The organism is Pseudomonas sp. HR96 (assembly GCF_034059295.1).
In the GTDB taxonomy this organism is placed as follows: Bacteria; Pseudomonadota; Gammaproteobacteria; order Pseudomonadales; family Pseudomonadaceae; genus Aquipseudomonas.
In genome coordinates this window covers 3,324,861-3,338,591 of sequence record NZ_CP139141.1, presented here as the reverse complement: position 1 = coordinate 3,338,591, position 13,731 = coordinate 3,324,861, and the positions used below count along the sequence as shown (strand labels likewise).

Sequence of the window (13,731 nt, the reverse complement as noted above, 5' to 3'; positions counted from 1 at the left end):
ACCCCACTGACGGGTCTGTCGATTTGTAGTGCCTTGAACTGCCGCCTTCAATGATCTGCGCACGAGGCTTTACCGTGAACACACTGGCTTATGACGACGGTTCCACCTGGTTTTCGCGGCTGCGCGAGACCACCGCTTTCTGGATGCTGCTGATACTGCTTGGCCTGGTCACCCTGTTTTCGCTGATCTCGCCCAACCATGCCTTCCTCAGCCTGAACAACTTCTTCAACATCGCGCTCAATGCCTCGCAACTGGTGCTGCTGGCGGTGGGCATGACCTTTCTGCTGGGCGCCAAGGAGTTCGACCTGTCGGTAGGTTCCAACGTGGTGCTGGCCTCGGTCCTGGCGGCGCGCACCATCACGGCACTGGCCGGTACCGCAGACGAGGTGGCGATGGGCGAGTACCCGCATCTCGGGCTGGCCGTGACGGCCGGGGTTCTCGTGGCGCTGGTCTGCGGCACGCTGTTTGGCCTGATCAATGGCCTGCTGGTGACCCGGCTGCGCCTGAGCTCGTTTCTGGTGACCCTGGCGACCACCGCCATCGGCCTGGGCCTGGCGCTGGTGCTGACCCATGGCGCCAACGTGCCGGACATCCCGCGCAACCTGCAGACCGACTTTGCCACCTACCGTTTGTTCGACCTGGTGCCACTGCCGGTGGTGCTGTCGCTGGCACTGGTGATGCTGCTGTGGTTCATGCTCGCCAAGACCCGCTTCGGCATTCACACCCTGGCGCTGGGGTCTTCGGCCGATGCGGCGCGCCGTGCCGGTATCGACAACAACCTGCACCTGCTCAAGCTGTTCGGGCTCATGGGATTGCTCTGCGGGGTGGCGGCGTTCCTCGACATCTCGCGCTTTGCCACCACCAACATCGGCGGCCACCAGACCGACAACCTGCAGGCCGTGGCGGCGGCGGTGATCGGCGGCACCAGCCTGTTCGGCGGCACGGCCTCGGTGCAGGGCACCCTGGTCGGCACCCTGATTCCGGTGGTGCTCGGCACCGGCCTGGTGATCATGGGCCTGGACTCCTTCTACCAACTGATCCTGGTCGGGCTGATCGTGATCGCTGCGGTATACATCGACCAGCGCAATCGCCAGGCCGGTTTCTGAGCGGTCCCTGGCCGCCATCGCCCGGTTGCCGGGCAAGCCCGATTCCCCACACGTAAATCCCTTATAGGTAGATGACGATGAAAATGAAGTTAGCTGTCACGCTGGCAACTGTCCTCTCGGTTACCGTCGCCTTGCAGGCACGCGCCGAAGACCCGGTCACCGTGGCGTTCCTGCCGGGGCAGGTGGGCATCCCGTTCTATTCCTCGATGCAGTGCGGCGCGCAGGCGGCGGCCCGCGAGTTCAACGTGACCCTTGGCTGGAACGGCCCGCCCGATTGGGACATCGCCTTGCAGCAACCCTTCATCGATGCCGCGTTGCAGCTGCATCCGCAAGGCATCGTGCTGGCGCCCACCGATGGCGGCGCGCTCATCTCCCAGGTCAAGGACCTGGAAAGCAAAGGCACCCACGTGATCACCGTGGATGCGCCGCTCAACGAGCCGGCGGAAACCCAGAGCGTGCAGTCCGACCACCTGCTCGGCGGCATCGCGGCCGCCAAGGCCATGGTCGAGGTGGCGGGCGACAGCGGCACCTTTCTCGCCGTGGGCATGCGCCCGGGCTTGCCGGACATCGATGCGCGGGTCAAGGGCTTCGTCGACACCTTCAAGAAGGACCATCCCAACGCCCGGCTGCTGCCGGTGGCCTATCCGGAAACCAGTTCGACCAAGGCGGCCCAGCAGGTGGCGGCGGCGATCCAGGCCAACCCTGATCTCAAGGGTGTCTATGTGACGCACTCGGCAGCGGCCACCGGCGCCTCCGCGGCAATCATGGAGGCCGGCCTGCGCGGCAAGGTCAAACTGGTCTCGTTCGACGCCGATCCCCAGCAGATCCGCGACCTGAAGGACGGCATCTACGACGCGCTGATCATCCAGCAGCCGTACAACATGGGCTATGAGGCGGTGAAGCTCAGCGCCCAGTTGATCCGCCACCAGGTGGACAAGGCCAGCGTCAAGCATGACAACTTCCTGCCGTTCGTGGTGGCCACCCGAGCGAACATGAAAGATCAGGCCATCAGCCAGTATTTCTACAAGACCAGCTGCAAATAAGCGGCTTCCAGGCGTAGCACCCGGCGCACCGATGGGGCGCGCCGGGCAACGGAGTAAGCAAATGAACGGGCGTCTGAACAATCGAGTGGCGGTCATCATCGGCGCGGCCAAGGGCATTGGCGCAGCCATTGCCCGACGCTTCGCCGAGCAGGGGGCACTGCTGGTGCTCAGCGACGTGGACGGCGAGAGTGGCGCGAGGCTGGTGACGGAGCTGGGCGCCGAGCGCGCCGTGTTCCTGCAATCGGACGTGGCTGTGGAGGCCGACATGCAGGCGCTGGCGGCCCTGGCCAAAAGCCGTTTCGGGCGTATCGACGTGCTGGTGCAGAACGCCGGGATCTACCCCTCGTACCTGCTCGAGGACATGACCCTGGCGCAGTGGCAGCACGTGCTGGCGGTCAATCTGACCGGCACCTTCCTGGCGGCCCGTGCGTGCCTGCCGGCCATGCGCGAGCAGGGCGGTGGGCGCATGGTCTTCACGTCGTCGATCACCGGGCCCCGGGTGGCCAACCCGGGCGTGGCGGCCTATGCCTCGAGCAAGGCCGGGATCAACGGCCTGATTCGCTCGGCGGCACTGGAATTCGCCCGCTTCGGCATCACCGTCAACGGCATCGAACCGGGCAACATCCTCACCGAAGGCCTGAGCGCCGGGCGCAGTCCGGCTTTCATCGACAACATGGAAAAGTCCATCCCGCTGGGGCGCCTCGGCCTGCCCGAAGACGTGGCCAACGCTGCACTGTTTCTCGCCTGCGACGAAGCGTCCTATATTACCGGCACCACCCTCGTCGTCGATGGTGGGCAGATCCTGCCGGAGAGCAAGGATTTTGCCGACCCTGCCGCCTGGCAGTAACCCTAGGAGAATACTGTTGAACGCACTCGAACGTCTGGCCGCACTAGGCCTGAGCTTGCCCGATGTCCCCGCTCCTGTGGCCAACTACCTGGTCGGCAAGCGCGTCGGCGACCTGCTGTATCTCTCCGGGCAGGGCCCGCGCAACGACAGTGGTGGTTACCATCAGGGCAAGGTTGGCAGCGAGGTCGCCATTGGCGACGCCTACCAGCACGCGCGCCTGGCCGGCTTGTCGCTGCTGGCAGCGGCGCAGTCGCTGGGCGGCGACCTCGACCGCCTGGAAGCGGTGAAGATCCTCGGCATGGTCAACGCCGCCGCCGAGTTCGGCCAGCACCCGCAGGTCATCAATGGCTGTTCCGACCTGTTCGTCGAGGTGCTCGGCGAGCGCGGCCGTCACGCGCGCTCGGCGGTGGGCATGGGATCGCTGCCAGGCAACATGACCGTGGAAATCGAAGCGATCTTTCGCATTCTCGACTGATCGCCAGACGCGGGTGCGGGCGAGCGCAGTGGTAACATGGCGCCACCTTCACCCTGCGGACCGATCATGCCCGACACCTCCCGCTCGCCGTTGCGCAAACGCGCCCCAGGCCTGGCCAACGACCTGGTGGCCGAGCTGACCCGGCGGATCCTCGCCGGCAGCATTTTGCCCGGCGAGAAAATGCCCTCCGAATCCATGATCGTGCGCGAGCATGGGGTCAGTCGTACGGTGGTCCGCGAGGCGATCTCCAAGCTGCAGGCGGCTGGCCTGGTGGAGACGCGCCATGGCATCGGTACCTTCGTCCTGGAGCAGCACCAGCGCGAAGGGTTTCGGCTCAAGAGCGATACGGCCCTGAGCATTCGCGGCGTGCTGGAGCTGCGCATGGGCCTGGAGACCCAGGCGGCGGCGCTGGCCGCGCGGCGGCGCAGTGAGGCGCAGTTGGCCGCCATGCGCCAGGCGCTGGATGATTACCAACGCGCCCAGGGCCAGCCGGAGGCGACGGTGGCTGCCGACATTCGCTTTCATCGGCTGATCGCCGAGGCCACCGGCAACGCCTGCTTCACCGAAGTGATCTACCACTTGGGCAGCTCGATGATCCCGCGCACCCGCATCCATCCGGACGAGCAGGGCACCACTGACCTGACCCGGCTGGCCCAGGCGGCGATTGCCGAACATGAGGCGATCTACGCGGCCCTGCGGCGCCAGGATGCCGATGCCGCCCGAGCCGCCATGCTGCTGCACCTGTGCAACAGCCTGGAGCGTTTCGCCGGCGAAACTCAGACCTGAGTGACCAGCGTGCCGTCCTTGAAGAATCCGGCCAGGTTGGCGAACACCAGGTCGGCCATGGCCTGGCGCGTCTCGTAGGTGCCGCTGCCCAGGTGCGGAGTCAGCACCACGTTGTCCATGGCGATCAGTTCGGCTGGAACCCGGGGTTCGTCTTCGAACACGTCGAGCCCGGCGCCAGCGATCTCGCCGGCCTGCAGCGCGGCGATCAACGCTTGCTCGTCGACCACCGAGCCCCGCGCCACGTTGATCAAGAGGCCCTTGGGCCCGAGCGCCTTGAGTACGTCGCGGTCGATCAGGTGCTCGGTGTCGGCGCCGCCGGGTACGATGATCACCAGGTGATCGGCGTCGCGGGCCAGCGCCCGCAGGTCGCCGTAATGGCGGTAGGCGACATCGGCGTAGGCTTCGCCGCGGCGGTAGTAGGCGATTTTCATGTCGAAGGCGGCGGCGCGAGTGGCGATGGTCTTGCCGATCTTGCCCAGACCGACGATGCCGCAGGTCTTGCCGGCCAGGTCGTTGCCCAAGGGGAACTTGCCCTTGAGCCAGGCGCCGTCGCGCACGAAACGGTCAGCCTGGGGGATCTTGCGCGAAACGCTGAGCATCAGCGCCAACGCAGTTTCCGCCACGGCGTTGTTGAGCACGTCCGGGGTGTTGCTGACCGGGATCTTGCGCTCGGCCAGGTAGTCGATGTCGAGGGCGTCGTAGCCGACCCCAAAGCTGCTGACCACTTGCAGGTTGGGCAGGCGCTCGAGCACATCGATGCGCGTACCGTACACACCGCTGGTGACGACGCCGCGGACCTTGGCGCCATGTTCGTCCAGCCAGCTGTCCAGCGCGTCGAGCTCCCAGAGGTTGTGCACGTTGAAGTCGCGGGCCAGATTCTGCGTCAGCGAGGCGTGCATGGGCCCCCATACCAATACGTCTACGCGGCTGTCGGACATCATCAACTCCTTTTCTTGTCTGTTATCGTCGGTTGTCGTACAACATCTGGGCCGATCATAGACCGGTCACTCTCTCATTCCCAGCCCAGGCGCCATCTTTCATGCTGGCATCGTGGACAGCCTGTCGCGCACAACCCTAAGCTAGACGCTTTTGTCCGAACGAGCGAGCGGCTTCATGCATACCGTGCTGGCAGTGGTCCTGCCCATTTTTGCCCTGATTCTGGTGGGCTATCTCTGCCGCAAGACCCACCGACTGGGCGAAAAGGCCGCCTCGGAAATCAACCGCATGGTGGTCTGGCTGTGCCTGCCGGCCTTGCTGTTCAAGGTCACCGCCACGGCCACCTGGGGGCAGATCTGGCAGCCGGGCTTCGTGCTGGCCTTCGGCGCCGGTTGCCTGCTGGTGTTCTTCGCCACCCTGGCCTGGCGCCTGATGCAGCGCCAGACCCTGGTCGAGGCCAGCCTCGACGGCCTCAGCGCTGCCTACGCCAACACCGGCTACATCGGCATTCCGCTGTGCCTGCTGGTGTTCGGCCAGGCCGGGCTGGAGCCGGCGCTGATCTCGTCGTTGATCGTGGTCTGCGTGCTGTTCGCGGTGGCGGTGGTGTGCATCGAGATCGGCCTGCAAGTGGAGAAGGATCCGCTGCGTGCGGTGCTGACCGTGCTGCGCGCGTTGGCGAAGAATCCGTTGGTGGTGTCACCGATCCTCGGCGCGCTGTGGGCCATGACCGGGCTGGGGCTGGCCACGCCGGTGCTGCATTTTCTCGACATGCTGGCGGCGGCGACCACGCCCTGCGCGCTGATCTCGCTGGGGCTGTTCCTGGCCCAGGAACAACAGGGCCGCAAGACCGGGGCCTGGCCGCTGGTGGTGATCAAGCTGGTCGGCCAGCCGCTGCTCACGGGCTGGCTGGCGTTCAAGGTGCTGCACCTGCCGACCCTCTGGGCACAGGCGGCGCTGCTGCTCAGCGCGCTGCCGACCGGCACCGGGCCATTCATGCTGGCCGAGTACTACCAGCGCGAAGCGGGCGTGGTGTCGCGCAGCATTCTGCTGTCGACGCTGTGCTCGCTGGTGACGCTGGGCGTCTGTCTCTATTGGCTGGGGGTCTGAGCATCCGGGCCTGTGGCGCTGCGTTCACGCGCAATACGCGTCCCGCTGCCCGGCAATCAACGTCAACGCCGCATCCCAACCCAACTGGATCAAGCCATCGCCATCGTCGTCCTCGAATTGCCGGGCGGTGAACTCGCAGACAGCCGGGTCCGGTATCAGCAGCTCGCTGCCGCCGGCCAAGGCCTGAACCTGCGCCTGGCAGGCGCGCTCCAGAATGAAAATGGTCTGGAAGGCCTCGGCCACGCTGCCGCCGGCCGCCAGCAAGCCATGGTTGCAGAGGATCATCGCACTGTGCGGCCCGAGATCGCGGACCAGCTGATCGCGTTCGGCGGTGTCCAGGGCAATGCCCTGGTAACGGTGATAGCCCAGGCGGTTGTAGAACTTCAGCGCGTGCTGGCTGATCGGCAACAGGCCCTTGGCCTGCGCCGCCACAGCGATGCCGGCGGCGGTGTGGGTGTGAATCACGCAGTGCAGGTCGGCGCGGGCGGCGTGGATGGCCGAGTGGATCACGAAGCCGGCGCGGTTGACCCGATGCTGCGGGAAAAACCGGTCGACGACCTGTCCTTCGCCGTCGATGCGCACCAGGTCGGTGGCCTTCATGTGTTCGAACAGCACGCCGTAGCGGTTGATCAAAAAGCTGCCGTCGTCCAGGCGCAGGGAAATGTGCGTGTCGATCAGGTCGGTCATGCGAAAGTGCGCCAGCAGGCGATACAGCGCCGCAAGGTCGCAGCGCGCCTGCCATTCGGCGGCGGGAATGTCGTGAAGGTTCATCGGCGGGCTCGCAGGGCGGATGCAGGTAGGTTGGCGGCCATTGTGCGGAGCCGCGCGCGGGTCTGGCAAGCGCCATGGCGCCGTGGCTGCGCTGCCCCTGCAAACGCTCAGGCGAGGACTTGCAGCGCCCGCGAGTAGAACGCCAGGCGCTCGGCCTGGCCGTTGAGGCCGCCGTTGATCCGCCGCGTGATGGCGTCGAAGTGCCGCTCATCGGCCAGCTCGTTGAGCCCATGCTGCTGCCAGAACAGCCCCGCCGACAACGCCGCCCCCTCGGGAAACTCCAGCAGTTGCGGTTCCAGCAGCAGGTCCAGGCCCAGGCCGATGCCGGTGGCCTTGTAGTTGTTTCTGCCGGTGATCTGGATCAGCCCGCGGCCGCGGTATTTCCAGCCGTCGCCGGACTCCGGCGGGCCGTTGCCCATGCGCGCGGCGTACACCAGGTTGGCGATCTTCTCCGGCTGGCGGGCCAGCTGCTGCGCCAGCGCCTTGTCGAAGCGGGTCGGCCAGGTGGTCTGCAGGCCGGCGGCGCTGTAGTTGAGGTTTTCCTGCACGCAGGTCAACTGCGCCGATTCATGCCCGACCTGGGCGAGAAAGGCGGCGATGCGCAAGTGGTTGTTGATCGCGTATTGCGCCATGGCGCTGTTCAACGGCTCGACAAAGCGCCCGGCGGCGCTGCCGGCGTGGGGGAAGATCAGCTGTAGCTGCGCTGCACTGACCGTTGTGCTGACCGCTGTACCGACCATGGTGCCGTCCTCGGTGCGTCAAGGCTGAGCACAGAGTATAAGGAGCCCGCCCAGTCGACCACGGTGCGTTGGGCTGGAACTATGTTGGCGCATTTCATCCTGGCGCAAGGTATTTGCCGCCGGCAGCCATGGGTTGGAGGGGATGCAGAGCCCGGCAGGCCGCCAGGCCGGCTTGACGCGCACCGCGCGAGCCGCGCTGCGCCGGGCCTCTGCTTCAGGCCAGAGTCAGCAGACCGCTGGCAAGGCCCAACGCCAGGCCCGCTGCCGCGCTGGCCGGCACCCAGCGGGGCGCCAGCGCCAGGGTCAGGCTCAGCGTGCCGGCGAGTACGGCGAAGGTACAGCACCAGTCGACCCAGGCACGGGCGCCGTTGGCGTGGCTCAGGCATAACACCAGGGAGGCGAGCAGGCCGGCAAATCCCGGCCCACGCAGCAGCGTGGCGTGACGTGGTGCCTTGCGCCCGGGGAAGACCTGGCGCCAGTGGCGGTCCATGGACAGGCACAGCGCGACCAGCGCCGGGTAGAGCAGCCCGATCCAGCCTGGCAGCGCGGTCATTGCGTGTTCCCCGGGGTTGCTGCGCGGCGGCGCAGCGGCGCCGCCACAGGTTTTTGGGCGCGCCTGTGCAGATACCACAGCCCCAGCGCGAACACCGCCCCGACCGCCAGCATGGCCAGGTTGAATCCATTAAGCAGGGTGCTGGCGCTCGCTTGCGGTCGGGTCAGGCCATCGAGCAGCGGCAGGCCGGCGAAGGCCAGGGCGCAGGCCCCGGCCTGCTCCTGCCAGACCCGTTGGGGCAGGCGCCACTGCGCATGCAGCAATGCCAGCAGCCAGACGCCGAAAAACGCCTGCACCTCGCCGGCTTCGCGGCCGGCGAGGGCGCCAGGCAGCAAGCGATTGGCCCAGAAGTAGCCGGCGATGGCCAGGGGCAAACCGCAGATGGCCGCCACGTTCAGCCCCTCGATGCGCCGGTGCAGCCAGCCTGCACCGTTGCTGCGGCGCTTGATCACCCACAGCTGAACGCCGGTGGCGACCATGGCGGCGCCGCTCAGGCCGCAGATGAACAGCAGCGCGCGCAGCAGCGGGTCGGCAAAATGCGCCATGTGCAAGCCATAGAGCACGCCGTACACCCTCTTGGCTGGCCCGGGGGGCGGGGACACCCCAAGCAGGCTGGCGTCGCGGCCGTCCAGTTGCAGGCGTTCGGCGCGAAAGGATATCTGGTCGAGGGTGTCGCGTACCACCTCGATCCGGCTGTTGGCGGCGCCGGGAGAGGTGATGATCAGGTTGTCGACATGGCCTTCGCCCCACTGCCGGCGAGCCTGCTCCACGATGCTGGCGGCAGCGCTCAACGGGGCTGGGCTGTCGGCCCGTGGCGGCGGCGCATGGTAATCGATCACGTCGCTGTACAAGGCGGCGGTGTCGTCGCCGTAGACCGCGTTCGCCCCCCAGGGGATGTACAGGTACATCAGGGTCACCAGCCCGGTGTAGGTGATCAGCAGATGAAAAGGCAGGGCCAGCACACTGAGGCTGTTGTGCGCGTCCAGCCAGGAGCGCTGGCCCTTGCCGAAGCGCAGGGTGAAGAAATCCTTGAAGATGCGTTTGTGGATGATGATGCCGGTGACCTGTGCGATGAACATGATCATCGCCGCGACGCCAACGATCCAGCGGCCGATCAGCGGCGGCAGGTTGAGCTGATAGTGAAACAGATAGAAGAACTCGCCGCCCTGGCTTTGCCGCGCGTCGAGGGCCTGGCCGCTGGCCGGGTCGAGCAGGCCGTTATGGTAGGCCGGCGGCTCGCTGCTGTCCCAGTACACCTGGGTCACCGGTAGGCGCGCACTGGGCAGGCTGATCTGCCAGGCCTGGGCCTGCGGGGCATGCTCCTGCAGCCAATGCAGGGCGCCGTCCAGAGCCTGGGTCTGGCTGATGGCGCTCGCCGTGTGGATCTCGGGGTGCATCCAGGTGGTGATTTCCTGACGGTAATAGGTGGCGGTGCCGGTAATGAAGATTGCCAGCAGCAACCAGCCCACCACCAGCCCGGCCCAGGTGTGCAGCCAGGCCATGGCCTGGCGGAAACCTTCTTTCATCGGGCTGTCCCGCACAGCCAGGCGTAGGCCGTGGCCAGCACCAGGCACGGCCCGAGCAGCCCCAGCCAGGCGCGCCAGGCGCTGCGTGCGGCGAACACCCAGAGCACGGCGGCGGTGAGGATCAGGAACGCTGGCAGGGTGGCACTGAGCATCGATTCGACCCGGGGCAGCTGCAGCGCCTTGGCCACGCAGGCCACCAGCAGCGAGGTCAGGGTGTAGCCGCCCAGGGCAGCGGCCAGCACGCGCGAGGCAACGGCCAGGCGGTAGCGCGGCGACGGGGGAGTTTTTGCGGGTTGTGCCATGGGGCCTTCAGAATCCGACGCAGCGGTACCAATGCAAATAGTTCTCAATTCTTGCAGATTGTGCAAGAGCTGACAATCGCCAGCGGGAACGTGCGAGGTCCGCCGAGCTCCAACGATCATAGCCATCGAGGAGCTTGACCATGACCGAAGACAAAAAAACCCCACCCAGTCAGGAGCAGACGCCGGCACACTCCACCGAGCAGGAGCGTGAACGCCTGAAAGACTTCAACAAGAACGGCATTCCACCCGGCTCAAGCTGAACGGGTGCGCGACGCGCCGGCGCGGATACGGCTGAGGCTCAGGGCTATCGCCAGGCCGCTGGCGGCCGCCGCCACCCAGAGCGTCAGGCGCATGGCCTGGGCGTCCTCGGCGGCGCTCAGCGCCGCCTCGCCACTGGCATAGAGCGACAATGTGATACCCACCAGCGCCGCGCCGAAGCATTGGCCGAAAGTGCGTACCACCGCTAGCACACCGGAGGCATTGCCGCTCAGCTCGCGTGACACGTGGGCGAGCATTTCACGGTTGTTGGGGCTCTGGAACAGGCCGAACCCGACCCCGCAAACGAATTCGCGCCAGCAGATGTCCCAGGCCTGGGGGTGGTCCGGCAACAGCGCCAACAGCACCAGGCCCAAGGTCAGCACCGCGAGCCCGGCGGTCGACAGTACGGCGGGGGGATAGCGGTCGGCCAGTTTGCCGGCTTGCGGTGCCGCCAGCACAATGCCGATCGGCCACGCGGTAAACAGCAACGCAGCGGCGAACACGCTGTAGCCATAGGCATTCTGAAACAGGAACGGCAGGCAGATGATGGCGATGCCCTGGCCCACGAAGGACGCCAGCGAGGTCAGCGCAGCGAGGGAAAATCGTGAGGACGCGAACAGCTCCAGTGGCAGCAGCGGCTGCCGGGCGCGTCGTTGTCGCCAGATGAACGCCAGCGCCGCCGCCACGGCGAGCAGCCCGTAGCAGGCGGTGCTCAGCCGACCGGCCGCTGTCGACAGGTGCGCGCAAGCGTCGGTGGCCAGGATGAACGCGCCCATGGCCAGCGCCGACAGCAGGGCGCCGGCAAAGTCGAACGGGCCGCCGCTGGCCGCGCGCTGGTGCGGGATGGCCTTGAGCGCCAGCACCAGCGACAGCAGACCCAGCGGTACGTTGATCGCGAACAGCCATTCCCAGCTCAGCGCCGACAGCAGCGTGCCCCCCAACGTCGGGCCAACGGCTGTGGCGACGGCCACCAGCAAGGCGTTCAGGCCGAGGATGCGGCCCAGCAGACGGGTCGGAAACACCACACGATAGACCGCCGGGCCAATGCTCAGCATGGCCGCAGCGCCAATGCCTTGCAGCACGCGCATAGCGGTCAGCATGGCCAGCGAACTGGACAGCGCACAGCCCAGCGAGGCCAGGGTGAACACTGCCAGGCCGCCGGCGTACAACGCCCGGAAACCGACGCGCGAGGCCAGGGCGGCGAACGCTACCAGCGTCATCGCCGCAGCCAGCAGATAGCCATTGGCGACCCAGATGGTCGCTGCCGCCGTTTGCTGCAAGGCGCGGGCGATCGAGGGCAGGGCCACGTTGACGATGGTGCCATCGAGGACCGCCATGGCCGTGGCAGTCATCACCGCGATCATCGCAAGACGTCGTTCGGGGCCTGGCAAGCCTTCATCGCCGGGCAAGTCTGCAAATAATCCCATTCCACCTGATCCGTTGACTGCGTGGCGGCATTCTATGCGGTTTTGCCGCGGCGGTGGGTGAAGGGTGCCGAGAGTCAGGCCATCGAGGGGCGCAGGCTGCCTGGGCGGATCCTGCAGCCGCGCATAACCTGCTGTCTCGACACACTTTTTCGCCAGGACTAATTGCCCACAACAACTGTGCATCCGGCTGTGGATAACCTGCGCACAGGCGGCTGCAGGCCACGGCGGGCGTGGGATTGCCCAGGGTGGTCGGTTTTTGATCAGCTCAGGTGATCGCGCCGATCTGCCACGGCACAAACTCGTTCTGCCCGTAGCCATGCTGCTCGCTCTTGCTGCGCTCCCCCGAAGCGATGCGCAGCATCATGGCGAAGATGTAGGCGCCGCGTTCTTCGATGCTGGTGGAGCCGTCGGCGATGCCGCCGCAATTGACGTCCATGTCCTCTTCCTGATGCTCGAACAGGCGCTGGTTGGTCGCCAGCTTGATCGCCGGCGAAGGGGCGCAGCCATAGGCCGAGCCGCGTCCGGTGGTGAAGGCGATCAGGTTGGCGCCGCCGGCGACCTGGCCGGTGGCGGAGATGGGGTCGTAGCCGGGGGTGTCCATGAACACCAGGCCGTGGGCCTGCACACGCTCGGCGTACTCGTAAACGTCCACCAGATTGGTGGAGCCGGCCTTGGCGACCGCGCCCAGGCTTTTCTCGAGAATGGTGGTCAGGCCGCCGGCCTTGTTGCCGGCCGAGGGGTTGTTGTTCAGCTCGGCGTTCATCCGGCGGCAATAGTCCTCCCACCAGTGGATGCGCGCGATCAGCTTCTCGCCCACCGCGCGACTGACGGCGCGGCGGGTCAGCAGGTGTTCGGCGCCATAGATTTCCGGGGTCTCGGAAAGAATTGCGGTGCCCCCAGCGGACACCAGGCGGTCCACCGCATTGCCCAGCGCCGGGTTGGCAGTGATGCCGGAGTAGCCGTCCGAGCCGCCGCATTGCAGGCCGACGACCAGGTGCCGGGCGCTGACCGTCTCGCGCTCAACGGCATTGGCCTTGGCCAGCAGCGACTTGACCTGGGCTATGCCGCTGGCGATGGTCTTCGAGGTGCCGCCGGTGCCCTGGATGGTGAAGGTGCGCAGCTGGTCGCTGCTGGCCAGGTTCTGCGCCTTGAGCAGGTCATCGATCTGGTTGGTTTCGCAGCCCAGGCCGATCATCAGCACCGAGTGGAAATTGGCGTGGATGGCATAGCCGCCAAGGGTGCGCCGGAGCATGGCCAGGGCTTCGCCGCCCGGGTCGACGGCGCAGCCGACGCCGTGGGTCAGCGCCACCACACCGTCGACGTTGGGGTAGGGCGCCAGGGCCTCGGGGTGGATGTCGCGGCGAAAATAGTCGGCGATCGCCCTCGCGACCGTAGCCGAGCAATTCACCGAAGTGAGGATGCCGATGTAGTTGCGCGTGGCCACGCGGCCGTCTGCGCGCACGATGCCCTGGAAGCTTGCCTCCGTCTGCGGCCAGTCACGGACGTCGACGCCGAAGGCGTAGTCGCGGGAAAAGTCGCCCATCTCGACATTGTGCACATGCACGTGCTCGCCGGCGGCAATCGGCTGCGAGGCGAAGCCGATGATCTGCCCGTAGCGGCGCAACGGCTGGCCCTGGGCGATGGCGCGGGTGGCAACCTTGTGCCCGGCCGGGATCGGCTGGCGCACGCTGAGGTTCTCGGCCTCGATGAACAGCCCTGCGGTCAGTGGCTGGCGCGCGATCAACACGTCATCGAGGACGTTCAGGCGGATCACGGCGGCGGCGATGTTCGCCTGGGCGCCGGTTTTCATAATCAATTCCATCACGCAGTCTCTCTCTCTTATGTGCTTTCTCG

14 protein-coding genes are annotated in these 13,731 nt (G+C 66.6%); 6 read left to right on the top strand and 8 right to left on the bottom strand.

All coding sequences use genetic code 11. The features are described 5' to 3' along the window. Positions 1 to 74: 74 nt before the first annotated feature. The 5 genes from SFA35_RS14940 (at position 75) to SFA35_RS14920 (ending at position 4,257) form a co-directional block, all read left to right on the top strand. Entirely contained in the window at positions 75 to 1,106 is a 1,032-nt protein-coding gene (locus SFA35_RS14940; protein WP_320571316.1) for an ABC transporter permease, read from the top strand. 83 nt (positions 1,107 to 1,189) lie between these two features. Continuing rightward, positions 1,190 to 2,149, top strand: a complete 960-nt coding sequence (locus tag SFA35_RS14935; RefSeq protein WP_320571315.1) for an ABC transporter substrate-binding protein — start codon at positions 1,190 to 1,192, stop codon at positions 2,147 to 2,149. Between the two features lie 61 nt (positions 2,150 to 2,210). After that, on the top strand, positions 2,211 to 2,996 hold the full coding sequence (locus tag SFA35_RS14930) for an SDR family NAD(P)-dependent oxidoreductase (protein WP_320571314.1): 786 nt from the start codon (positions 2,211 to 2,213) through the stop codon (positions 2,994 to 2,996). Between the two features lie 16 nt (positions 2,997 to 3,012). Beyond that, positions 3,013 to 3,471 (top strand): RidA family protein, encoded by a 459-nt coding sequence (locus SFA35_RS14925; RefSeq protein WP_320571313.1) that lies wholly within the window; start codon positions 3,013 to 3,015, stop codon positions 3,469 to 3,471. Between the two features lie 66 nt (positions 3,472 to 3,537). Continuing rightward, positions 3,538 to 4,257, top strand: coding sequence for a FadR/GntR family transcriptional regulator (locus SFA35_RS14920; RefSeq protein WP_320571312.1), 720 nt, complete (start codon positions 3,538 to 3,540; stop codon positions 4,255 to 4,257). Here SFA35_RS14920 and SFA35_RS14915 read toward each other — a convergent pair. After that, positions 4,248 to 5,195, bottom strand: coding sequence for a 2-hydroxyacid dehydrogenase (locus SFA35_RS14915; RefSeq protein ID WP_320571311.1), 948 nt, complete (start codon positions 5,193 to 5,195; stop codon positions 4,248 to 4,250). The two genes, SFA35_RS14920 and SFA35_RS14915, sit on opposite strands and share 10 nt — an antisense overlap. A 175-nt stretch (positions 5,196 to 5,370) precedes the next feature. Between SFA35_RS14915 and SFA35_RS14910 the strand changes: the two genes are divergently transcribed. After that, entirely contained in the window at positions 5,371 to 6,300 is a 930-nt protein-coding gene (locus SFA35_RS14910) for an AEC family transporter (RefSeq protein WP_320571310.1), read from the top strand. A gap of 24 nt (positions 6,301 to 6,324) precedes the next feature. Here the strand turns inward: SFA35_RS14910 and SFA35_RS14905 are convergent, their stop codons facing one another. The 7 genes from SFA35_RS14905 to SFA35_RS14875 form a co-directional block, all read right to left on the bottom strand. Next, complete coding sequence (locus SFA35_RS14905) at positions 6,325 to 7,071, bottom strand: class II aldolase/adducin family protein (RefSeq protein WP_320571309.1); 747 nt, start codon at positions 7,069 to 7,071, stop codon at positions 6,325 to 6,327. 107 nt (positions 7,072 to 7,178) lie between these two features. Next, positions 7,179 to 7,811, bottom strand: a complete 633-nt coding sequence (locus SFA35_RS14900; protein ID WP_320571308.1) for a glycoside hydrolase family 19 protein — start codon at positions 7,809 to 7,811, stop codon at positions 7,179 to 7,181. A gap of 214 nt (positions 7,812 to 8,025) precedes the next feature. After that, complete coding sequence (locus SFA35_RS14895; protein WP_320571307.1) at positions 8,026 to 8,364, bottom strand: DUF3325 domain-containing protein; 339 nt, start codon at positions 8,362 to 8,364, stop codon at positions 8,026 to 8,028. After that, the gene (locus tag SFA35_RS14890) at positions 8,361 to 9,890 is read right to left on the bottom strand and encodes a PepSY-associated TM helix domain-containing protein (RefSeq protein ID WP_320571306.1); all 1,530 of its coding nucleotides are present in this window, start codon (positions 9,888 to 9,890) and stop codon (positions 8,361 to 8,363) included. The genes SFA35_RS14895 and SFA35_RS14890 overlap by 4 nt, the downstream gene beginning before the upstream one ends. Continuing rightward, positions 9,887 to 10,192 (bottom strand): DUF3649 domain-containing protein, encoded by a 306-nt coding sequence (locus SFA35_RS14885; protein ID WP_320571305.1) that lies wholly within the window; start codon positions 10,190 to 10,192, stop codon positions 9,887 to 9,889. The genes SFA35_RS14890 and SFA35_RS14885 overlap by 4 nt, the downstream gene beginning before the upstream one ends. Positions 10,193 to 10,443: 251 nt before the next feature. Then, positions 10,444 to 11,877, bottom strand: coding sequence for a DHA2 family efflux MFS transporter permease subunit (locus tag SFA35_RS14880; protein WP_320571304.1), 1,434 nt, complete (start codon positions 11,875 to 11,877; stop codon positions 10,444 to 10,446). Between the two features lie 265 nt (positions 11,878 to 12,142). After that, complete coding sequence (locus tag SFA35_RS14875; protein ID WP_320579053.1) at positions 12,143 to 13,699, bottom strand: altronate dehydratase family protein; 1,557 nt, start codon at positions 13,697 to 13,699, stop codon at positions 12,143 to 12,145. Between the last annotated feature and the right edge of the window lie 32 nt (positions 13,700 to 13,731).